This is a genomic window from Corynebacterium guaraldiae, from assembly GCF_053480195.1.
In genome coordinates, this window is the sequence record NZ_JBRBAU010000001.1 from 328,300 (window position 1) to 350,178 (window position 21,879).

The following is a 21,879-nucleotide window of genomic DNA, read 5'->3' on the forward strand; positions in this document are numbered from 1 at the left end:
GTAGAAATAGTGCCCAGCTTGTGCCGGGCCCGAGAGCGACCTTCCCGGACTGTCGCGGGCTGGACCCTCAGGATGACTCAGTTGAGTCTTCTCCTGAGGGTCTTTTTTGCGTTCAAGCAATGAGGTGACGTATGGCATGTTAAATTGCTTTTTGTGCGATACAGCACAATGGTTGTTTGACTCTTTCTGGAGGACTCTCATGCGCAAGCTCCTCGGCGTTGTTGGCGCCGCCTCTCTTGCTCTTACCCTTGCCGCCTGCGGAAGCGATAGCTCCGATAGTGCCGGCGGATCAAACTATGTTCGCGTGCTCGGTACCGAACCGCAGCAGGGGCTCATTCCCGCGATGACGAATGAGAACGGCGGCGGACGCATCGTCGACATGCTGTTTTCCGGATTGGTGTACTACGACGCCGACGGCAACGTGCACAACGAGATGGCGGAGTCCATCGACAAGGAAGGGGAGAAGACCTACAAGGTCACGCTCAAGCCTGACCTGAAGTTCTCTGATGGCTCAGCCGTGACGGCTGATTCTTTCGTCGATACGTGGAACTACGCGGTGGCCAATGAACAACTTAATGAGAGCTTCTTCTCCTCCATCAAGGGCTACGGGGAAGGCGTCAAAGAAATGGAAGGCCTCAAGGTCATCGATGAGCGCACCTTCACCATCGAACTCACCCAACCGGAGAGCGACTTTCCGAGCCGCTTGGGCTACAACGCCTACTTCCCGGTTCCGGCGGCCGCGCTGGAGGACCCACAGGCTTTCGGCGAGACCCCGGTGTCCAACGGTCCCTACAAGATCAAGGAATGGAACCACAACCAGAACCTGATCATCGAGCCGAACCCGGAGTACAAGGGCGACCGCGCAGCGCAGAACGACGGCATCGAATTCGCCTTCTACGCCGATTCCAGCGCGGCCTACATGGACCTGTTGGCGAATAACCTCGACGTGCTCGAAGCGATCCCGTCGTCCGCTTTCGGCAGCTATGAGCAGGACCTGGCCGGCCGTCAGGAGACCAAGCCGGCCGCTACCTATCTGGAGATGACCATCCACATGGAGACCCCGCACTTTAGCGGGGAAGAAGGCACGCTGCGCCGCAAGGCAATCTCGATGGCTATCAACCGTGAGGAGATCGCGGAGACCATCTTCCATGGCACCCGCACACCGGCCCGCGAGTTCACGTCACCGGTGCTGAACGGATACAACGACAGCCTGCCCGGTTCGGAAAACCTGGACTATAACCCGGAGGAGGCGAAGAAGCTGTGGGCGGAGGCCGATAAGATGTACGGTGCTTTTGAAGGCTCGTTCCCGATCAACTACAACACCGATGGTGATAACAAGGACTGGGCCGATGCCGTGGCTAACAACATCAGCAACACGCTGGGAATCCAGGCCGTGGGCAACCCTTACCCGGACTTCAAGTCCTTCCGCGATGCCTACCGCACCGAGCGGATGGATGGCGCCTACCGCACGGCGTGGTTCGCCGACTATCCCTCCATGGGCAACTTCCTAGGGCCGAACTTCACCACGGGCGTGGCCTCCAATGACTCGAAGTACTCCAACCCGGAGTTTGATGAGCTCATCGTCAAGGCCAACGGCGCCGCAAATGAGGAGGAAGCCGCGAAGCTCTACAACCAGGCACAAGAGCTGCTGCTGCGTGACCTTCCTTCGATCCCGCTGTTCTACCCGAACGTGGTCGGCGGCTGGTCCGAGAACGTCGAGGACGTGACGTTCAACTGGAAGTCCCTGCCGGTGTACTACGCGGTGAAGAAGAACTAGCGCTCTGGTCCTACTGGCACACCGCAACACGATTACAGTAGGGTGGCATGACCTCCGTACTTTTTCTTTGTAATACCAACCGCGGTAAGTCCCAGATGGCGGCTGCCTTAGCCAGGAAGCACGCCCCCGATTGGGAGATTTACTCCGCTGGAGTAAAGACCACTGAACAGCATCGTGAGCAGGGCGTTAATGCTGAGGCGCAGACCTCCCTTGCAAAGGTCGGCGCCGACATGGCAGGTACGCCGACCTTGATTGATTCCGACCTCGCATCTTCGGTGGACCACGTCATCGTCGTCGGTGATGCCGACTATGACGGAGTGGCTGAGCGTTGGGAGATTGAGGACCCGTCCGTACGCGGCCTAGAGGGAGATGAGCGAATGGATGCGCTGCGCGATGACATTGATGCTCGCGTACGAGCTTTCCTTGATGTTCACGCGCAGGACTGAAAACTAAAACTGCCCGAGTTGCCAAAGATCCCCGCCGAGATTCAAGATCTGGCCAGAACTTTGGCAACTGGGGCAGTTGTGTTTCTCAGGCCTTGCTTGCGACGAGCGTGAGCACGCGCCGAGCCAGGCTCGGCGCTAGGCCGCGCAGCTTAGCCACGGAAGGCGTACCACTGCACCGAGTTGGCCGGCAGGTGCAGCTGTACGTGGTTGCCTTCGGAGCGCACGCGGTGGGCAAGGTCGTTGCCGGCACCCTGGTAGACGGCGTCGTCTGTGTTGATGACTAGCTCCCACTCGCCATCGCGCGGCACCCAGAGGTCATAGTTTGGCACCGAGCTGCCGGAGAAGTTGCACACTGCCAACAAGGCGGAGCCGTCCTTGCCATAGCGGACGTAGCCGAGCATGTTGTTGTTGGCGTCGTCAGCCTTGACCCACTGGAAGCCATCCTGCGTGAAGTCCTGTGTCCACAGGGCCGGCTGTTGCTTGTACACCGCGTTGAGGTCGCGCACCAGGCGCTTAATGCCGTGGTGCCACTCGTTGCCCCAGCCCTCCAAATTGGACCAGTCCACGGAGTGGCCCTCTGCCCATTCGGTGGTCTGGCCAAACTCCTGGCCCATGAACATCAGCTGCTTGCCCGGGTGGGAGAACATGTAGCCATACAGCGCGCGCAGGCCCGCGGCCTTATTCCAGTCATCGCCCGGCATGCGCTCCCACAAGGAGCCCTTGCCGTGGACCACTTCGTCGTGGCTAAACGGCAGTACGTAGCGCTCCGAGTAGGCGTAGACCATGGAGAAGGTGAGCTCACCGTGGTGGTAGCGGCGGTGAATCGGCTCGTGCTTAAAGTACTCCAGGGTGTCGTTCATCCAGCCCATGTTCCACTTCAGGCTAAAGCCCAGTCCGCCCTCGTGCGTCGGTGCGGTCACGCCCGGCCAGGAGGTGGATTCCTCGGCGATGGTCAGCACGCCCGGGTGGTTACGGTTTAGCGTGGCGTTGGTCTCCTGGAGGAATTGGACTGCCTCAAGGTTCTCGCGCCCGCCGTAAATATTGGGCAGCCATTCCTCGCGGGAGTAGTCCAGGTAGAGCATGGAAGCAACGGCGTCGACTCGCAGGCCATCCACGTGGAACTCCTCGGCCCAGTACAGGGCGTTAGCCACGAGGAAGTTGCGCACCTCGTTGCGGCCGAAGTCGAAGACGTAGGTGCCCCAATCGGCCTGCTCACCGCGGCGCGGGTCCAGGTGCTCGTAGAGTGCCTGCCCGTTGAAGCGGCCCAGCGCCCATTCGTCCTTGGGGAAGTGCGCGGGCACCCAGTCGATGAAGACGCCGATGCCAGCGTTATGCAAGTCGTCGATAAGCGCGCGCAGCTCATCCGGGGAGCCCCAGCGCGCGGAGGGAGCGTAGTAGCCGGAGACCTGGTAACCCCAGGAACCGCCGAAGGGGTGCTCGGCCACGGGCAGCAGCTCCACGTGGGTAAAGCCGTGCTCAACCAGGTAAGGGATGAGTTCTTCGCGCAAGCTGTTGTAGTTGGCGCCTACCTTCCAGGAGCCGACGTGGAGCTCGTAGACGCTCATCGGGACGTCGAGGTCCCCGGTGCGCTTGCTTATCCACTCCTCATCACTCCATTTGAAACTGGAGCGGGCCACCACGGAGGCGGTCTCCGGCGGGGCAATGGTGCGCTTGGCCAGGGGATCCGCCTTATCAATGCGCGGGGAGTTCTTGCCGTGGACCGCAAACTTATAGCGCTCGCCTTCGCCCACGCCGGGGATGAAGACCTCCCAAATGCCCGTGGAGCCGAGGCTGCGCATGGGGTACTGGGTAGGGTTCCAGCCGCAGAAGTCACCGACCACGGCAACGCCCTCCGCGTTGGGCGCCCATACGGCAAACGCGGTTCCTTCGACCTCACCCAGGTCGGTGGTGTAGCTCTTGAGATTTGCGCCCAGTACTTCCCAGAGGCGCTCGTGGCGGCCTTCCCCGATGAGGTGCTGATCCAATGTTCCCAAGGTGGGCAGGAAGTGATAGCCGTCCGCTACCTCGATGGCGGGCTGGCCCGGGTAGGTGATGCGCAGACGGTAGTCTGCTTCTTCGGTAAGCGGGGCCTCCCAGATATCATCCCCAACCGCGCGCATCGCGGTGGTGCCGGAAGCGGTGACGAGCTCGACGGCTTCGGCACCGGGGCGGCGAGTGTGGACGGTTCCGTCGTGCCAGCCATAAAAATCATGGGGCGCGTGGTGGCGGCAGTTGTTAAGGCGTTCGAGGTCTGAGGCCGGGATGTTCATAAAGACCAAATTACCGAACAACACCCGCTCGCGGGGCAGAAAAGAAACCCCGCGCTACCCATGAAGGGGGTACGGGTTCAGCGCGGGGTTTCAGGGGCCTAAGAACCTAGGCGCGGTAGTCGTTCACTCGGCGCCAGGCAATGCGCTCCTGTAGGTCATGGTGGGCTGGCGGGAGGATGAAGATGTGGGCGACGTCACGCAGCGGCTCCAGGCGCACGAAGTTGCGGTCGGACCACTCGTAGGCGGCACCACTGATGGTGTCTTGCACCGTGAAGTGTTCACCCGGATGGCGGCCCACCGCGGCCAGATCCACAAAGACCGTGGCCTCCTGAGCATTGCGCGGATCCAGGTTGACCACCACCAGCACTACGTTGCCGGTAGCAGGATCGGCCTTGGAGTAGGCGATGATGGCCTCGTTATCCGTGTTGTGGAAGCGCAGCGTGCGCAGCTGCTGGAGGGCCGGGTTTTCGCGGCGGATGAGGTTGAGCAGGCGGATATAGGATTCCAGGGAATCACCGGACTTGACGGCGGCCTGGAAGTCGCGCGGGCGCAGCTCGTACTTCTCCGAGTCGAGATATTCCTCGCTGCCCGGCTTGACGGCCTGGTGCTCGTAGAGCTCGAAGCCCGAGTACACGCCCCACAGCGGGGAGAGAGTCGCAGCCAGCGTAGCGCGAATGGCGAACATGGCGCGCCCACCGGTCTGCAGGGATTCGTGGAGAATATCCGGGGTATTGACAAAGAGGTTGGGGCGGCAGATATCGGCCTGCTCCACGTGCATCTGCGCGAATTCGGTGAGCTCGTGCTTGGAGGTCTGCCACGTGAAGTAGGTATAGGACTGCGTAAATCCTGCCTTGGCCAGGCCGAACAGGCGCGGAGCGCGGGTGAAGGCCTCGGCGAGGAAGATGACCTCCGGGTGAGTCACATGCACCTTGGAAATCAGCCAGTTCCAGAAGTTAGCCGGTTTGGTGTGCGGGTTGTCCACGCGGAAAGTATGGACGCCGGCCTCGATCCAGATCATGACGATGCGATAGATTTCCGCGTAGATGGCGTCCGGGTCGTTATCGAAGTTCAGCGGGTAGATGTCCTGGTACTTCTTCGGCGGGTTCTCCGCGTAGGCAATGGTGCCATCGGCCAGGACGGTGAAAAATTCCGGGTTGGTCTTGGCCCACGGGTGGTCCGGGGAGGCCTGCAGAGCCAGGTCCAGGGCCACCTCCAGGCCCAAGTCGGCGGCCTTCTTGACCAGCTCCTTGAAGTCCTCCATGGTGCCCAGGTCCGGGTGCGTGGTGGAGTGATCTTGGATGGCCCACGGCGAGCCCACATCATCGGGCTCAGCCACCACCGAATTGTTGCGGCCCTTGCGGTGCACCTTGCCAATGGGGTGGATGGGCGGGAAGTAAACGGTATCGAAACCCATGGCTGCCACTCGCTCGAGTGCCTGTGCCGTGGTCTTAAATGTGCCGTGCACGGGGTTGCCCTCGTCATCCCAGCCACCGGTCGAGCGTGGGAAGAGCTCGTACCAGGAGCTGTAGAGGGCCTTGTGGCGTTCCACGAGGACCTCGTGAATGTCACCCTCCACCAGCAGGTGCCGCAGGGGGTGGTGGTGGAGGACGTCCGCGACCTCGTCGGACAGCGCGGTGCGCACGCGCTTGTCGACGTCCCCCGTTTCATCCTTCAGCTCCTTCGCCGCCTTAAAGAGCAGATCCGCCTTGTCGCTCGGGCACTGGATTGCCGCCTCCTCGAAGAGCTCGGCGCCGTGCAAGAGATCGTTGCTGAGCTCCTGTGCGGATTGACCGGCCTCCATCTTCTTGACCACCGCGTTGCGCCAGGTGGACATCGGATCGGACCAGGCGTCGACGCGGAAGAACCAGCGGCCGGCAGTGGCCGGGCTAAACACGCCGTGGACCCGATCCGGGTTCTCCGGGTCCACCGTCATGGTCACGGCAGAAGTGGACGGGGAGTCAGTGTTCCACACCGACAGCGTCGCGGCGACGGCATCGTGGCCCTCACGCCACACCAGCGCGGTAACAGGAACGACCTCTCCGACAACGGCCTTCGAGGCTGCATTACCGGAGAGGGAGGGGCGGACATCGTCGATACCAAGGCGTTGAGTCATGCCCATAGAATAATGCAGCTGTGGCAGTTTCACCGGGGAAGGCTGTGTCAGTTTCACCGGGGGCGGAAGGTTTCGGCCACAATGGTGCGTGTGAACACTCCAGAGCAACAAAGCCAGCAAAACCCTGAACTTATGGACACCGACGAAGATTGGTTGATTGACTTCCGCGGCGTCGAACTGCGACGGGGTGGGCGCACGCTGGTGGGGCCCATCGACTGGCAGGTGGAGCTCGACGAACGCTGGGTCATCATCGGCCCCAACGGTGCGGGCAAGACCTCGCTGGTGCGGATGGCCGCCGCCGAAGAGTTTCCCTCCGCCGGCGTGGCATACCTGATGGGAGAGCGCCTAGGTAAGACGGATATGCGCGATCTGCGCGCCGCCATCGGCATTTCCTCCGCCGCCGTCCAACACCGAATCCCGGACAATGAGCGCGTCGATGACCTCGTGGTCTCCGCCGGCTATGCCGTGCTCGGCCGCTGGCGTGAGGACTACCAAGACATGGATTTCTCCCGCGCCGATGACATCCTGGCTCAAGTCGGCGCATCCCACTTGGCCAAGCGCACCTGGGGCACCCTTTCCGAAGGCGAGAAGAAGCGCGTCATCCTCGCCCGCGCGCTCATGGCCAACCCGGAGCTGCTCATCCTGGATGAGCCCTCCGCCGGCATGGACTTGGGTGGACGCGAGGACCTGGTGGGCTACCTCGGGGACCTAGCGCTCGATGCGGATGCCCCGGCGATTGTCATGATCACCCACCACGTGGAGGAAATACCTTACGGGTTTACGCATGCGATGCTCTTGGATGAGGGTAAGGTCGTGGCCAAAGGACTCATTAATTCTGTCCTGACGTCGGAAAACCTCTCCAAGGCCTTCCACCAGCCCATCCAGGTGGATCGCATTGGGGAGCGGTACTTCGCCCGGCGCACCCGCTAATCTCTAGTTCACCCCAAGAATTCTGCTCCTTCGCGGGCACGGAAAGTTGCATGAGCCAGTCCATCCACGACAGCCTTGACGCCATCGACCCTGGCGAAACCACCGGCTTCAATGGGGCACGCTTGGCCGCTACCGTCCTCCTGTTGCGCGATACCGCAGAGGGTCTGCGCGTGTGGATCCAGGAACGCGTGCGCACCATGCGCAATTACCCCGGCCACGTCGTGTTTCCCGGCGGCGGGGTAGACCCGCGTGACTTCCCACCCCGCACCTGGGACTCCGGCGAACTGTGGGCAGGCCGCTCAGTGGTGTCCATGGCACGCCGCATGGGTGTCACCAAGTACAAGGCCCACGCCCTTGTCTTCGCCGCGGCCCGGGAACTTTTCGAAGAGGCCGGCACGCTGCTGGCCATCCGCGAAGACGGCCTAGTCTCCGATGCCTCGCGCTATCACCGCGAGCGCGAGCTACTGGAATCCCACGAGATTTCTTTTACCGAATTCCTGGAACACAACGGCATGCGTGTCGACGCCGACATGTTCCTTCCCTGGTCCCGCTGGGCAGGTGAGGACAATGACCACTGGTTCGACACCTTCTTCTTCATCGGTGTGCTTCCCGAGGGCCAAGAACCGGATGGCGAAACAGGGGAGGCCGATGACGCCGGTTGGTTCGATCCACAACTGGTTCTCGACGGCTGGCGCGCCGGGCTGGTACGCCTAGCCATCCCCACCTGGGCGCAGCTCAAGCGCCTCACGTCCTATTCCAGCGTCAAGGAAGTCTTGGACGATGCCTCCTTCTCCGATCTGCGCCCCATCATCGGGGATCCCCGGGACGATGAACGCTACCGCGAGTACTTCACCACATTCCCCGTCAACCGCATCTAGAAAAGCACACCATGAGCTACACCCTGGACGAAGTCGCCTTTCTGCGCGAGAATGCAGCCGCCATCGACGCCGCCGCGGCGGACCTGGAGGGAACAAAGAAGGCGCACCTGAGGGACGTCGCCAAGCTGCAGGCCCAGTTCGGTGATTATGGGCGCGCCGTAGCCGAGCTCATTCAAGCCCGCAGCTCCGGAAAGCTGCCGCAAGACTGGCTTATGGACCACGACTCTGCACAACAGGCCACTCCACCCGCGGTGGCGGCTTACCGCGCGCAATTCCTCCAGGAGCGCAACGTGGACTTAGTCCACGACCTCACCTGCTCCATCGGCACCGAGGGGCAGGCTTATCGCCCCGGTGCTTATGTGGGCAGCGACCTGGATGCCTCGCGCGTGGCCATGGCGCGGCACAACATTGAGCATCCCGTCTTTCGCGCAGATGCGCTGACAACAACGACGACCGCCCAGGTCTGCATCGCCGATCCCGCCCGGCGCCAAGGCGGCAACCGCATCACCCGGCTTGACCAACTGCTACCACCACCGGCAGATCTGCTGGACACCCACGGTGAGATGGCCATCAAATGCGCGCCGGGAATCGACCACTCCGAATGGGAAGGTCTGGCCTGCGTGGTCAGCCTCGACGGCGGGGTGAAGGAAACCTGCCTGTACACCCCGGGCCTGGGAACGGGGAAGAGGGCAGTGGTCCTCAACACCACGCCCGAAGGAGTGACCACGGACGTCATTGATGACGGCATCGCAGAGCACGAGCTTCCCGACGCCGGCCCCATCGGCCGCTTTCTCATCGACCCCGACGGCGCCATCGTGCGCGCCGGGCTGGTGCGCCACTACGCCGCGCGGGAAGGCCTGCACCAGCTGGACCCGCGCATTGCCTACCTCACTGGTGACCGCCTGCCTAACGGCACCTCCGGATTTGAATTCATCGAGTTGGTCCCCATGAAGAAGCTCAAGGCGGCCATGGTTGCCCATGATGTTGGCTCGCTGGAAATCCTGGTACGCGGGCAAGACGTGAACCCGGATCAGTTGCGCAAGAAGCTCAAGCTTAAGGGTTCAACGGCCAAAACCCTCGTGGTCACGCGCATTGGTGCGAAGGGAGTCGCGGTGTTGTGTGGACCGCGAGTAGTATCGTCCGAAGGTAATTACGCACCCTAATAGTTTCAAAATTTACGGAAGGGGAAGTGCCCACATGCCAGTCATTGTGGCTCTGGTCAAGCACGTACCGGATACGTGGTCAACGAAGACCCTCGAGGCGGACCACACGTTGGACCGCACCTCGGTGGATAACGTCATCGATGAGGTCAACGAGTACTCCGTCGAACAGGCCTTGCGCCTGCGCGACGATAACGCTGATGCCGGCTATGAGGTCGTGGCGCTTACCATGGGCCCGGCGGCTGCCGACGAGGCCCTGCGCAAGGCCCTGGCCATGGGCGCGGACCACGCCGTGCACGTGACGGACGACGCCCTCGCCGGCGCCGACGCCCTGGCCACCGCCTGGGTTCTTAACGCCGCGATCAACAAGGTGGCTGAGAAATTCGGTGAGGTCCAGGTCATCACCTTGGGCAATAATTCCTCGGACGCCTCCACCGGGCTTATCGCAGGGCTCTTGGCCGAGTACCGCCAACTGCCCGCGCTCACGGAGCTCAAGGCAGCCTCCCTGGCCGGCGCCACCGCCACCGGCACCCGCGAGGACGCCCACGGCCATTGGGAACTTGAGGCCAACCTGCCGGCCATTCTGTCCTTTACGGATAAGGCCGACAAGCCGCGCTTCCCCAACTTCAAGGGCCTGATGGCCGCCAAGAAGGCTGAGGTCACCACGCTCGCCGTGGCGGACCTGGGCATCGACGGCGTGCCGTCCACCACCACGGTGACCGCCTCAGCGCAGCGCCCGGCCCGCACCGCCGGTGAGGTCATCACCGATCCTGATCCAGCCGTGGCTGCCGCCAAGGTCGCGGACTTCCTGGCCGCCAAGAATCTCATCGAGGGTTAAAGGAGAAAACACATGTCTCACGTTTATGTCCTAGTTGAGCACGAAGCAGAGCAGCTCAGCCCCGTTACCGGCGAGCTGATTACCGCCGCCCGCGCACTCGGTACCGTCTCCGCCGTGGTCGTGGCCAAGGACGCCGCCACCGCAGCTTCCTTCGACGCCGAGCTGGGCAACTTGGGCGCCGCCCAGGTGGTCCAGGCCACCGCTGCGGACTATGAGCAGCGCATCGTCACCCCGGAGGTCGACGCCCTCCACGCCCTGGCCGCCAATAACCCGGCGCCCATCGTGCTGGCCGCCACCCCGACCAACAACGAGATCGCCGGCCGCCTCGCCGCCCGCCTGGGCTCGGGCGCCCTGGTCAACGTCGACGCCATCAATGCTGACGGCTCCGCTCACCACACCATTTTCGGCGGCTCCTACGAGACCTCCTCCACGGCTACCGGCTCTGTGGTCTACACCCTGCGTCCTGGCTCCGTGGCTGCTGAGCCCCAGCCGGTTACCGCTGCACCGGCTCCCTTCGAGCTGCCAGCCGCCACCGCGAAGGACGTCACCGTCACCTCCTTCACCCCGGCAGAGAAGACCGCCCGTCCGGAGCTGACCTCCGCGAAGGTCGTCGTCGCCGGCGGCCGCGGCGTGGGCGACAAGTTCGCCGACGTGGTGGAGCCGCTTGCCGACGCCCTCGGTGGCGCCGTCGGCGCTACCCGCGACGCCGTGGACGAAGGCTTCTACGACCCGGCCCACCAGGTGGGCCAGACCGGCGTGACCGTCTCCCCGAAGCTCTACATCGGCCTGGGTATTTCCGGTGCTATCCAGCACACCTCCGGCATGCAGACCTCGGAGACCATCGTCGTGGTCAACCAGGATCAAGACGAGCCTTTCTTCCAGATCGCTGACCTCGGCGTGGTGGGCGACCTCCACGAGATCGCCCCGGCTCTGGTCAAGGAGCTCGAAGCCCGTAAGGGGGCCGGCAACTAATGCCTCGCTACCTCGATTACGCAGCCACCCAGCCCATGCGCCAAAGCGCGATCGACGCGTGGACAAAGGCAGCCAGTTCCCTCAACCCGGGCGCGTCCTATGCCTCGGGGCGCAAGGCACGCTCCGTGCTGGACGACGCCCGCGAGACCGTCGCCGAGCTTCTCGGCTGCGAACCCATCGAGGTCATCTTCACCTCCTCCGGCACGGAGGCCGACAACATCGCCATTCAGGGCCTCTTTCGCGCTGCGCAAAGCACAGAACCGGAGGCGGAGAAACGAATCGTTTCGACCCCCATCGAGCACCCCGCCGTGCTCGAAACCGTGGAGAAGCTTCGCGCTGAGCATGGTGCCACCGTTGACCTGCTTCCGGTTGATTCCACTGGCCACGTCAGCGACTTAAGCGCCTTGGATACCCCGGCCGCGGTGGCCACCTGCATGTGGGCTAACAACGAGACCGGTGCCATTCAGCCGGTCGCGGATATCACCGAGCGCGCCGCCGCGCAGAACACCCCAGTGCACATCGATGCCGTACAGGTCGCCGGCAAGCTGCCCATCAACTTCCATGAGCTGGGTGCCACCACATTGGCGGCCAGCGCCCACAAGTTCGGCGGGCCCCGCGGCATTGGCCTGCTGCTCGCACGCCGCACCCCGGCACCCCAACCCATCGCCTTCGGCGGCGGCCAAGAACGCGGCATTCGTCCCGGTACCGTGGACGTGGCTAGTGCGAGCGCCCTCGCCGCAGCTCTGCACGAGTCCGTCGCGGACATGGAGCAGGAGACCGCTCGACTGACTGCCCTGCGCGACAAGCTCAAGGCCGGCATCGAGTCGAGCATCGACAACGTCATCATCAACTCCGTCGAGCCCACCTTGGCCTCGCATCTGCACGTGTCTTTCCCGGGCACGGATGGCGACAGCCTCATCATGCTTCTTGACGCCGCCGGCATCGAAGCCTCCGCCGGCTCCGCCTGCCACGCCGGTGTCAACCGCATGTCCCACGTGCTCGAAGCCATGGGCATCGACGAGGAACACGGCCGCGGCAGCCTGCGCTTCAGCCTGGGGCGCCTCACCACCGACGAGGACATTGACGCCGTGTTGGCAGAGCTTCCTGAAATCATCCGCCGAGCACGCTCGGTCTAGGACACAACAGCTCCCGGCCAGTACCGGTGCGGAGGAATCCGGTGGACTCGTGGCCGTCGCCCTACAGCTTGGAGGGCATGGTGGCGGCGGGGCGTCGAAAAGCATGCCTAAGTTGTACCCGACGCTCGGGCGACGTACCCCGATTCGACGCTGGTTGAAAACTACCTGTTGTGCTTTCACGCAACCCGTCTTATTCTGGGCGCAACGATTGGTTCAGACTCGCGGAGCCTAGTCAGCAATTACTGGAGATACTGATGACTTCCTCAATAACGTTGACCTCGCATGAAGGTGCTCAGTTCGCTTTACCGTTTGGCGAAGGGACTATCCGTTTCGGTGACAATGCTGAGCAGGTGGTAGCGGTCCTCGGGGAGCCGGAGAATCACCCGAGTGAAAGCCCCTTGTACTACTCCCAAGCAAATATTCAGGTTCACATCGGTGACAACGGTGTCGAATTCATTGAGTTCGCAACCAACCCTGAAAAAGACGGTGTCACGGTGGAATGGGAAGGCCATACCCTCTCCCACATGAACGCCATCGAGTGCGCCGAGCTGTTGAAGAGGCTCAACGACGGGTCTCGGCTTGACGAAGATCAAGCTCCAGAGTCTTATGCTTTCGAGAAACTGGGGCTTAGCGTATGGCAACCGTACGCGCTTGCCGATGCCCGTGAGGAACTCGAGGAAGCGCGAGCTGGGGGTGCCGAGGGGGACGAACTAGAGTACTTCGAAGAAGAAGCCAGGATGGCAGAGTGCTTTGACGCCATCGGCCTGGGTTCTCGCGACTACATGAACCAGTACTTCTAGGCTTGCCTTTCTCCAGACCCGCGCCCCGCTTCGCGGAGACGATCGAGAGCGTACGAAATTATTGCCACACCCGACATCGAACACATGGTTCCACTGCGGGAACCCGATCTTGCGCTCGAGCACCTCTTGTCACGTGTTAAGCGAAATGAGCGACTACACGTCGTCGGGGTGAGCTCGAAAGAGTAGCGGTGGGGGCGTCGCCAAGCACTGCCCAAGTACTAGCAGTTGTAGCACCCGACAACGCAAACCAGTGGCCCCTGCCTGGGAAGTGGGTGTGGTGGTGCCGGTGAGGGCACGCTGCGTGGGAAATGTGACAAAAGAGTTCAGTGTTGCGCGTGTTGCATCTGTTACTCATGTTGTTAAAGCGGTAGTGTGACGCGCATGAGCCATGCACGTCGCCTTGTTACCGCCGCCGTTACCGCAGTAGCGGCCGTGGCACTGTCCGTATCCACCGCCGTTGCCATCCCGTCCACCGCACCTTCCGGTGTGGATGTCTCCGGCAATAACCACATGTCCCTTCGCGGAATCGATTGGGATGCCGTGAAGTCCGATGGGCAGTCCTATGCCTTTGTGAAGGCCACTGAGGGCGTTGGGTTTGTTAACAACCACTTCGTACGCGATGCCAATGCCGCCGCAGCTGCTGGACTGAAGGTCGGTGCCTACCACTACGCGCGCCCGGCTGGTGACGCCAAGCAGCAGGCGGCCAGCTTCGCCTCCCAGATTGCGCTGGTGCCGACGCAAACTCTCCCACCGGTGCTCGACATTGAGGTCGATGAGGGCCTGAGTACTGCTCAGCTGGAGGAGTGGATCGACACCTTCATGACTGAGGTGAAGACCCTAACCGGCCGCACGCCGATGCTGTACACCTACAAATACTTCTGGATGGGCCAGATGGGCAATTCCACGCGATTCTCCGAGTACCCTCTGTGGCTGGCCGCCTACCAGGACACCGCGCCGGACCCAGTCGGTGGCTGGGACAAGTTGGCTTTCTGGCAGCGCTCCGGTAGCGGCCGCGTTGCTGGCATCGAAACCGATGTTGACATGAACCTCTTTAACGGTACTGAGGCACAGCTGCAGTCCTTCTCCGGCGGCAACTACATTGATTTCGGCGGAATCTTGGATGACATGGTCATCCCGGGCGTTGACCTGGGCGACGACGCCGGCGTGCTGATCGCTGGAATCCTGGCCCTGGCAGCCGGTGCTGTAGCCGTTCCGGCCGTCGCCGATGCCGCCAAGAACGCGGGCCTCGATGTCGATGCGACCGGCCTCATTGAGCAGGCGGAAAAGCTGCTTAACGACGGCGCCATCAGCACTGATGACCTCAAGGACATGGCCAACAATGACGCCAGCATCGGCGATCTAGCCATCTTCCTTGATAACGCGCAGCACCTCCAGGACGTTGACGCCGATAACGTCAGCCAGCAGGACGTGGAGAACGCCGACCGTGCCGCACGCAGCGCTGGTCACGCCGCAGGCGTTGCGGTGCCGAATCTCGACGCCAAGCAGGTGGCGGACCTGCTCAATAGTCTGCGTTAATCGCTACGCGGTGATGGGGCGTCGTGGCGCGGATTAGCCCCCTTGAAGAAGCGGCGGGTCCAGGACTCGTCGCGAAAGTGCGCGGGCATCGCACCGGAGAGCAGCGGTTTAGCAAGCGCGGCGGCTTGCGGGGAGCCGTCGATAGGCAGCTCGGTGTCTGAGCCGATGAGGATAATGTTGCCGTAGCGCCGGCCTTTGAGCATGGGAGGGTCGGCAATAACGGCAACGTGTGCAAAGACTTCTGCCATTCCGGCGAGTTCTGCCTTCGCCCCTTGCAGGTCGGAGTGGTCACCGCAGTTGGCAACGTAAAGCCCGCCCGGAGTGAGCGTGGCGTGGGCGTGCTGGAAGAACTCTTGGGTGGTGAGAGGCTTTGGCGTGACGGCGCCGGCGAAGACGTCGCGGATGATGACGTCGAAGCGATTCGGAGGGAAGCCTTCCGTCACTGCGCGTGCCTCACCGGCGCGGATTTTCACGCGGGGAGCGGCAGGGATATCGGCCAGCTCACGGATGAGCTCGGCCAGTTTCGCGTCGAGCTCTACCACCGTGTTGTGGGAATCCGGCCACAGGTCAGCGAAGTAGCGGGGGAGAGAACAGCCACCGCCGCCCAAGTGGAGCAGGCGCTTGCCGGGCGCCGGGTTCTCCACCGCAGCGGCAATCCAACGCATGTACTCGAATTCGAGGGTACGTGGGTCTTCGGGGATGAGGTGTGAGGAGGGCACGCCGTTGATGTTGAGGATGAAGGCGCCATCGCGGAAGGGGTCGGCTTCGACGACAAGCTCCCCCGTGGAAATCTCGTAGGTGCCCGCGATTGAATCGGTCTTGTTGCGCTTTCTTCCCATAATGCCTTTTAGCTTAGGGAATAGAGCGTGAGTTCAGTGTGTTGGGGTATGGGGTACACCACGACTAGCCTAAGTGGACGAAAGAAGGAAGAAGGGGAAAGCATGCGAGTATTGGTAGCCATGTCCGGTGGCGTCGATTCCTCGGTCGCCGCGGCACGCGCGGTGGAGGCGGGTCACGAGGTCATTGGTGTGCACCTGGCCCTGCACAAGGATGCGCAGCAGACCCGTGAGAAAGCGCGCGGCTGCTGCTCCTTGGAGGATTCCGCCGATGCCCGCCGTATTTGTGACAAGCTCGGCATTCCTTTCTACGTGTGGGACTTCTCCGAGGAGTTCAAGGAAGCCGTCATCGGTGATTTCGTGGACTCCTACGCCCGCGGCGAAACCCCGAACCCCTGCCTGCGGTGCAACGAGAAGATCAAGTTCGCAGCCCTCCTGCGCAAGGGCATGGCACTCGGCTTTGATGCGGTGGCCACGGGCCACTACGCCACGATCGACGACGACGGCTACATGCGCCGCTCCCTCGATGAGAACAAGGACCAGTCCTATGTGCTGGGCGTTATTACCAAGGAGGAGCTGGACCACTGCTTCTTCCCGATTGGTGATACCCCGAAGCCGCAAATCCGCGAGGAGGCCAAGCGCCATGGATTCTCCACTGCGTCCAAGCCTGATTCTTATGACATTTGTTTCATCCCGGACGGCAATACCCAGGCCTTTTTGGGTCGTTCCATCGGCCTGCGTCCGGGCATGATCGTGGATACCGAGGGCAATGAGCTCAAGGAACACGATGGCGCGTGGAACTACACCATCGGCCAGCGCAAGGGCTTGGACATCAAGACGCCGACTGCCGACGGCTCCCCGCGCTACGTCACCGACATCGACGCGGCCACCGGCACCGTCACCGTCGGATCGCGCGCAGACCTGGCCGTGACCCGTATCGAGGCCGACCGCCTGAAGTACTTGCACCCAGCGATGGAAGGTGACTTCGACTGCGAGGTGCAGGTGCGCGCCCACGGTTCCGTCGTTCCCTGCCACGCTCACGTGGACCGCGAAGCCGACCGCATGACGCTGGAACTGAAGGAGCCGCTCTCCGGCGTGGCTCGTGGCCAGGCTGCCGTGCTCTACTTGCCGAGCCCGGACGAGCTAGGCGATATCGTGCTGGGCTCCGGCACCATCTGTGGGACCGAGTAGATGACGGGATTCGCCCTTGGCCCCATGCCCGGTACCTCCATGGCGGAGGCCGCGGACATCATCATGGGGGAGACCGAGCTCCCTGCCATCCCGCAGCTGCCCGAGCGTGGCCTCGGTTCCGACGCGGTGGGCCGCACGGCCAGCATGCTGGAGGCTATCTCCATCGACCGTGGCCCGCGCTCCTGGCGCATGACGGCGCGCCCGCAGTTGCTTACCCGCCGCACATGGGACCGCTTGGAGCGTGACCTCGACGAGGTTCAAGAGGTCTGGGGTGAGAGCGTGCCGCGCGTCAAGGTGCAAGCACTTGGCCCCTGGTCGCTGGGGGCAAGCATTGAGCTTTCCAACGGCCACCGCGTCCTCACCGACCGCGGTGCCTTCAACGAGCTGGCCGAGTCTTTGCTTCATGGTGTCCACGCCCACGCCGCGGATGTCGCGCGCCGTTTACACGGGGAGGTCGTCGTCCAGCTCGACGAGCCCCTGCTTGCCGACGTTGTGGCCGGGCGCATTCCTGGCACCACCGACTTCGATACCATCCCTGCTGTCCCGGACGAGGTCGCGTTTGACCTCCTGCAGTCCTTCGACGCAGATTACCTGCACGCCCCGCCGCTGTGGTCCCTCGCGCGTGCCGCAAAGACCTTCCTCACGACTTTCCGCGGCCTAGACACCCCGCGTCACCTCGACGGCCTGGGTGAGCACTTGAATGCCGGCCACCGCATCGCTCTGGGTATCGAAGGTTCCGATTCCCGCGCGGAGGCCATCACGCTGGCCCGTCACCTTGACCGCATCGGCATGCCACGCGAGCTGCTCATCGATCATTTCGACGTCTACCCAGTCAAGGCCTCCGCTCGTTCACTGCGCTCGGTATCCGAGACCGCCGATATCCTGATTCGCGACGCCGGTGACCTTTAACCCAGTTGTTAATCGACTCGTCCCAGGCTGTCCGTAGCGGTGAAGTAGGCCTCCATATACGGGATGACGAACTGGAGCCTGCCGTGGGCGGTGGGTTCGATGAGGTCGGCGTCGATAAGCCTTTGGCGTGTGGCCGATAGTGAGCGCACCGTCCGGTCCTGGTGCGCCGCAATGTTCTTGATTTCCGCCGTGCCGTCCTCCATAACCGCGCTCATCGCTTCGAGGAAGAGCCGCTGCGCCGGCGGAAGCGTCAGGGTAGCGGGCTGGTGGACTTGGGCCCCTAGAACTGAGATCGCCTCGGCTGACACCGCCGCGACGTCACGTTCCTCGATGCGGCTGCCGCCCTCACGCTGCGCCTTTCCCCAAGCCAGTGAACCCACTAGCTGCACCATGTAGGGGTAACCGCGGGACAGTCGCACCGCAGCCGCTACAGCATCGTCGGTGAACTCGAGCCCCGACTGCGCGGCGGTCTCGGTGAACGCTACCTCGGCGTTCGCGGGGGAGAGCGGCCCCAGAACGAACTTCTGCGCGCGGCGCAGGAAGGTCACGCCAGGCAGATCCAGCAGGTGGTTGACTCCCTGTGGAAGGCCCGCAGCGACAATGGCGACGTCGAGCTCATCGCGCACCAAGTCTTGGTAGGTCACGGCCAGGGAAGTTAGGTCCTCCGCGTCGGCGTCCTGTACCTCGTCGATGGTCAGCAGCACGCCAGTGCCTTTGAGCATGCCTAAAAGCTCGCGCAGGCGGGTGTTCAACGTGGGTTTGTAGGCTTCCTCAGTGTTGTGCTGGATGCCAATGGTTGCCACACCACCAATGCCGACGCGGTTGACCTTGTGCTTGTCCGCCGGGGCCAGCTTGTCCATGATGCGCGGGATGGTGGTGTCAACGAGCTCCTCCACCATGGAGCTGCGGCCTGAGGCCCGCAGGGTAATCCACCCGCGGCTAGAGGCGACATCTTCGAGCTCGTTGAGGAGCACCGTCTTACCGATGCCGCGGGCACCGCTGATGATGAGCGAGCGGCCCGGGCTGCCCGGCTGGGAGTCGAGTGCAGCCCGGAAGGTGTCGAGGACTGCCGTGCGGCCGACCCAAAAGAGTGGCGGAACGCCGAAGGTGGGGCGGAAGGGGTTTTCATGTGGGGGCATAGTCTCATCTTAGAACATCGGGAGATTTGGGAGACTTTTCAGAAAGTGGAGATTTGGGAGACTTTTCTGAGGGCGGCGACTAGTGAGACCAACGATCTCCCTAGTCCTCTATGCGTCTCGTCCGGCGCGGATTGCGGCGACGACGTCGAAGTCTCCCTTCATATCGATAGGTGCGCGACGGGAGAGTTCGGCCGCCTTTTCTTCGATGGGCTTTCTGTTGGCAGTGGATGGGGATGACGCGGCCATAGTGAGGATGTTGCGCACGTAGTCTTCGAGGGAAACACCAGCGTTAGCGGCGCGGTGCTGAAGAGTTGCGATGGTTGTACTGTCTACGTCCTGAATTTCAACGGTGCAGGTAGGGGAGGAGCTCATAGTGCTATCGTACGGGAGCTTCTTGACCAGCGTCTGCGTGGCTAGAAGGCTGCACGGCCTGCCAAGCTACCGCCCCGATGTGTAGCGAGCAGGCTGCTACAAGGGCGTACCACCAACCAAAACTGACCGAGGTATGCCAGGGCATGGCGTAGCCGATGAAGAGTATGGCGAGGATCGTAATCGTCGTGGTGCCAATGCTTTGAGCAATGGAATGGCGCTTTCTCAGGGCCTTCCATGCGGCCCAGAGCTCCGAAGCGGTGATGACTGCGAGCGCTACGGTGAGGAACATGGTTACTCCTTAAGATGCGAGCTCGTCGAATAGAGCTTGGGTAAGATCTTCGGTGCCGACAAGGGAATCGTTGTTGGCGAAGGCGGCGCGTTTGGTTTCCGGATCGATGATGAGCATGGTCGAGTAACCGTAGGTGCCGCCGTTGTGCCAGTACCCAGCATTGTCCTTGCTGGGAGGCTGCCAGCCGTAGTCGATATCGCCGTTCTTCATAAACCACTCAGCGAATTTGGCCATGTCACTCGCCGTGGAGCGGATCGCTCCCGCAGGTGCGGAGCCTTCCATCTCCCAGGGGTCAGCGTGGCGGCCGGTGGCGGTAAGTCCCCGTGGAGCGTCGGCAGGCACAGAGCCCGGCGTCATGAGGTAGGTCTCCGTCATGCCGGCCGGTTTGAAGATGCGCTCCTTGAGCATCTGCTCATAAGGCTGCCCGGCAACGGTCTCCACCATGTGGCCCAATAGTCCGTACCCAAGATTGGAATAGGACTCTTCGCCGCGGCCCTTCAACTTAGACTTCGTGGCTGCATCCATGATGTCCTCGGTGGTTTCGCCCTCATAAGGGTTGGCGCCGGTAATGGCCGAAATGAGGCTGCCTAGAACATCGTTGCTGGCCAGTCGAGGAAGGCCAGAAGTGTGATCGAGCAGATCCCTCACGGTGACATCGGCGACGGGTGCATCGCCAACCTTGAGGACTTCGCCGACGGTCGTGTCGGGGCTCAGCTTCCCCTCTTCAACGAGCTGGTGGGCCAGCTCGCCGGTAAACATCTTGGTGACGGAGCCAATTTCGACCTCCGTGTGCTCGTCGCTGCCTAGTCCCGCGAAGGTGGTCTTACCTTCTTGGATCGTGAAGGCGGTGAGGTTGTGGAAGCCGGACTCTGAGTGCTGTTCCAGCTGGGTGGCTAGGGTTTCGTCGCCAGTCTTGTCTTGTGCCAGCGTAATTCTCTGTGGGCCTGCGACAAGCAGGACGGCGGCAACGGCAGTAGCAGTGATGACGGCTAAGACAATTTTGCGCATTAATGGTCCTCGCTTGCGGTGATAATGGTGAGCAGGGGAATGACGCGGGGCGGGCGAATGGAGTATTCGCCGCCAGACTTCGTGGTCCAGCCCGCATGGGTTAGGGCGCTCAAGTGGTGGTAAGCGGTGCCGGTGGAGGAGACGATGTTTTCTTCGACGAGCTCGGCGGCGGTGGCGGGTGCGGCGAGGAGGCGGCGGAGGATTTCGCCGCGGACGGGATGGGCCAGCGCGGAGAGGCGCTCGAGATTCTCCGCCCAGCTCTCATCGGTAACGAACGTGGTGGGGCGCTGCCATTGATAGGCGTACGAGCGCTTGCCGACGTTTATGTTGCCGCCAAAGATGACGGAACCGTCGGGCAACTGCTCGTTGGGTGCGAGGGCGTCGACCAGCCAGTAGGTCGAGTCTTCTTCATTGCTGGCGGGTGTGGGCCTGGCGTCGGCAGTGTTCGTGCGCCTCTCGAGCGCGGCGACGCGCGCTTCAAGCTCGGCGAGGCGTGCTTCGACTGTTGTGTCCATGGAATCTAGAATTCCAGAATTCTAGAAACGTGGCAAGAGCTAGTTGAGGATTGGGTACTGGAGTTAAGAAATCATCGGCCACGCGGTGGAGACATCCGAGGCATCCCGACCGCGTCCTTCCAGGTACTTCTTGAAGGACTCGCGGTCCTTGTACCACTCGACGGCCTGGTATTCCATGAGCTCGTTGGTATCCATCTGTGCTAGCTCGGGGAAGTGCTGGCGCACTTGCTTCCAGGCCACGCGGGCGGCCGCGAGGGCGTCGGCAGTAGCCTCATGCGCGTTACTCAACTCCACGCCGTAATGGGCGGAGACCTCCTCCAAAGTGCGCTTGCCCTTGCGCCACTTGTCCTTCACCCGGTCGATGACGAAAGGATCGAACACCGGACCATTGACCGTGAACTCCCCGGTCAGCGCACGCAGTACGGAGAGATCGTAGGCGGCATTGTAGACAATGAGCGTAAGACCTTCCTCCCAGGCCTGGTAGATGGCATCGACCGTCTCCTTGAGGACTTCTTCGTGCGGGCGACCCTCCGCGCAGGCCTTCTCAGTAGTGATGCCGTGAATCTTGGCGGCTTCCTCGGGGATCTCCACGCCGGGGTCGGCGAGCATCTCCCGCTTATCTACCTCGCGCCCGTCGATACGAACCAGGGCAGAGGTGACGATGCGGGCTTCTTTGGGCTTTACGGAGGTGGTCTCGAGGTCGAAGGAGAGCATACGGGTGGCGTCGAAGTTCATGGACAACACTCTAGCGCCCGTCTCGGACA

General features: G+C 62.4%; 21 protein-coding genes. 12 read left to right on the top strand and 9 right to left on the bottom strand.

Features of this window, described 5'->3' with window-relative positions; genetic code table 11:
* The first annotated feature begins 199 nt into the window (after positions 1–199).
* Both ACUY3D_RS01500 and ACUY3D_RS01505 read left to right on the top strand, forming a co-directional pair.
* Positions 200–1,777 carry a peptide ABC transporter substrate-binding protein gene (locus ACUY3D_RS01500; protein ID WP_448240192.1) on the top strand — a complete coding sequence of 526 codons (1,578 nt, stop codon included), beginning with the start codon at positions 200–202 and terminating at the stop codon, positions 1,775–1,777.
* A 47-nt stretch (positions 1,778–1,824) separates the two neighbouring features.
* The gene (locus tag ACUY3D_RS01505) at positions 1,825–2,223 is read left to right on the top strand and encodes an arsenate reductase/protein-tyrosine-phosphatase family protein (protein WP_448240193.1); all 399 of its coding nucleotides are present in this window, start codon (positions 1,825–1,827) and stop codon (positions 2,221–2,223) included.
* Between the two features lie 149 nt (positions 2,224–2,372).
* On the opposite strand, the gene glgB is transcribed toward ACUY3D_RS01505, so the two are convergent.
* Together glgB and ACUY3D_RS01515 are read right to left on the bottom strand one after the other, a co-directional pair.
* Positions 2,373–4,493 carry a 1,4-alpha-glucan branching protein GlgB gene (gene glgB, locus ACUY3D_RS01510; protein WP_448240194.1) on the bottom strand — a complete coding sequence of 707 codons (2,121 nt, stop codon included), beginning with the start codon at positions 4,491–4,493 and terminating at the stop codon, positions 2,373–2,375.
* A gap of 106 nt (positions 4,494–4,599) precedes the next feature.
* Positions 4,600–6,606 carry a maltotransferase domain-containing protein gene (locus tag ACUY3D_RS01515; protein WP_167595744.1) on the bottom strand — a complete coding sequence of 669 codons (2,007 nt, stop codon included), beginning with the start codon at positions 6,604–6,606 and terminating at the stop codon, positions 4,600–4,602.
* A 132-nt stretch (positions 6,607–6,738) separates the two neighbouring features.
* Between ACUY3D_RS01515 and ACUY3D_RS01520 the strand changes: the two genes are divergently transcribed.
* From ACUY3D_RS01520 to ACUY3D_RS01555, 8 genes are all read left to right on the top strand, one after another.
* Positions 6,739–7,536 carry an ABC transporter ATP-binding protein gene (locus ACUY3D_RS01520; protein ID WP_369815762.1) on the top strand — a complete coding sequence of 266 codons (798 nt, stop codon included), beginning with the start codon at positions 6,739–6,741 and terminating at the stop codon, positions 7,534–7,536.
* 50 nt (positions 7,537–7,586) lie between these two features.
* Complete coding sequence (locus ACUY3D_RS01525; protein ID WP_070525210.1) at positions 7,587–8,414, top strand: NUDIX hydrolase; 828 nt, start codon at positions 7,587–7,589, stop codon at positions 8,412–8,414.
* A gap of 11 nt (positions 8,415–8,425) precedes the next feature.
* The gene (locus ACUY3D_RS01530; RefSeq protein WP_448240195.1) at positions 8,426–9,577 is read left to right on the top strand and encodes a THUMP-like domain-containing protein; all 1,152 of its coding nucleotides are present in this window, start codon (positions 8,426–8,428) and stop codon (positions 9,575–9,577) included.
* Between the two features lie 34 nt (positions 9,578–9,611).
* Positions 9,612–10,412, top strand: a complete 801-nt coding sequence (locus ACUY3D_RS01535) for an electron transfer flavoprotein subunit beta/FixA family protein (protein ID WP_269948181.1) — start codon at positions 9,612–9,614, stop codon at positions 10,410–10,412.
* Between the two features lie 12 nt (positions 10,413–10,424).
* Positions 10,425–11,384 carry an electron transfer flavoprotein subunit alpha/FixB family protein gene (locus tag ACUY3D_RS01540; RefSeq protein WP_448240196.1) on the top strand — a complete coding sequence of 320 codons (960 nt, stop codon included), beginning with the start codon at positions 10,425–10,427 and terminating at the stop codon, positions 11,382–11,384.
* Positions 11,384–12,520, top strand: coding sequence for a cysteine desulfurase family protein (locus tag ACUY3D_RS01545; protein ID WP_448240197.1), 1,137 nt, complete (start codon positions 11,384–11,386; stop codon positions 12,518–12,520). The genes ACUY3D_RS01540 and ACUY3D_RS01545 overlap by 1 nt, the downstream gene beginning before the upstream one ends.
* 254 nt (positions 12,521–12,774) lie before the next feature.
* Positions 12,775–13,320 carry a hypothetical protein gene (locus tag ACUY3D_RS01550; protein ID WP_448240198.1) on the top strand — a complete coding sequence of 182 codons (546 nt, stop codon included), beginning with the start codon at positions 12,775–12,777 and terminating at the stop codon, positions 13,318–13,320.
* A 381-nt stretch (positions 13,321–13,701) separates the two neighbouring features.
* Positions 13,702–14,856: a glycoside hydrolase family 25 protein gene (locus ACUY3D_RS01555; protein WP_448240199.1), complete on the top strand. Its 1,155-nt coding sequence runs from the start codon at positions 13,702–13,704 to the stop codon at positions 14,854–14,856.
* Here the strand turns inward: ACUY3D_RS01555 and ACUY3D_RS01560 are convergent.
* Positions 14,853–15,695 carry a spermidine synthase gene (locus tag ACUY3D_RS01560; protein WP_448240200.1) on the bottom strand — a complete coding sequence of 281 codons (843 nt, stop codon included), beginning with the start codon at positions 15,693–15,695 and terminating at the stop codon, positions 14,853–14,855. The genes ACUY3D_RS01555 and ACUY3D_RS01560 overlap by 4 nt on opposite strands.
* 102 nt (positions 15,696–15,797) lie before the next feature.
* On the opposite strand from ACUY3D_RS01560, the gene mnmA reads away from it, so the two are divergent.
* A complete protein-coding gene (gene mnmA / locus ACUY3D_RS01565) occupies positions 15,798–16,883 on the top strand; it encodes a tRNA 2-thiouridine(34) synthase MnmA (RefSeq protein WP_269948185.1) in 1,086 nt (361 codons plus the stop codon).
* On the top strand, positions 16,884–17,792 hold the full coding sequence (locus ACUY3D_RS01570) for a uroporphyrinogen decarboxylase/cobalamine-independent methonine synthase family protein (RefSeq protein WP_269948186.1): 909 nt from the start codon (positions 16,884–16,886) through the stop codon (positions 17,790–17,792).
* An 8-nt stretch (positions 17,793–17,800) separates the two neighbouring features.
* Here the strand turns inward: ACUY3D_RS01570 and ACUY3D_RS01575 are convergent, their stop codons facing one another.
* The 6 genes from ACUY3D_RS01575 to ACUY3D_RS01600 form a co-directional block, all read right to left on the bottom strand.
* The gene (locus ACUY3D_RS01575; protein WP_269948187.1) at positions 17,801–18,931 is read right to left on the bottom strand and encodes an ATP-binding protein; all 1,131 of its coding nucleotides are present in this window, start codon (positions 18,929–18,931) and stop codon (positions 17,801–17,803) included.
* A 108-nt stretch (positions 18,932–19,039) separates the two neighbouring features.
* Complete coding sequence (locus ACUY3D_RS01580) at positions 19,040–19,303, bottom strand: FitA-like ribbon-helix-helix domain-containing protein (protein ID WP_269948188.1); 264 nt, start codon at positions 19,301–19,303, stop codon at positions 19,040–19,042.
* Positions 19,304–19,307: 4 nt separating this feature from the next.
* The gene (locus ACUY3D_RS01585; RefSeq protein WP_144675854.1) at positions 19,308–19,592 is read right to left on the bottom strand and encodes a hypothetical protein; all 285 of its coding nucleotides are present in this window, start codon (positions 19,590–19,592) and stop codon (positions 19,308–19,310) included.
* A 9-nt stretch (positions 19,593–19,601) separates the two neighbouring features.
* A complete protein-coding gene (locus ACUY3D_RS01590) occupies positions 19,602–20,600 on the bottom strand; it encodes a serine hydrolase domain-containing protein (protein WP_269948189.1) in 999 nt (332 codons plus the stop codon).
* A complete protein-coding gene (locus ACUY3D_RS01595; protein WP_144675851.1) occupies positions 20,600–21,115 on the bottom strand; it encodes an ArsR/SmtB family transcription factor in 516 nt (171 codons plus the stop codon). The genes ACUY3D_RS01590 and ACUY3D_RS01595 overlap by 1 nt, the downstream gene beginning before the upstream one ends.
* 63 nt (positions 21,116–21,178) lie before the next feature.
* Complete coding sequence (locus ACUY3D_RS01600; RefSeq protein WP_144675849.1) at positions 21,179–21,850, bottom strand: 3'-5' exonuclease; 672 nt, start codon at positions 21,848–21,850, stop codon at positions 21,179–21,181.
* Positions 21,851–21,879: the final 29 nt, after the last annotated feature.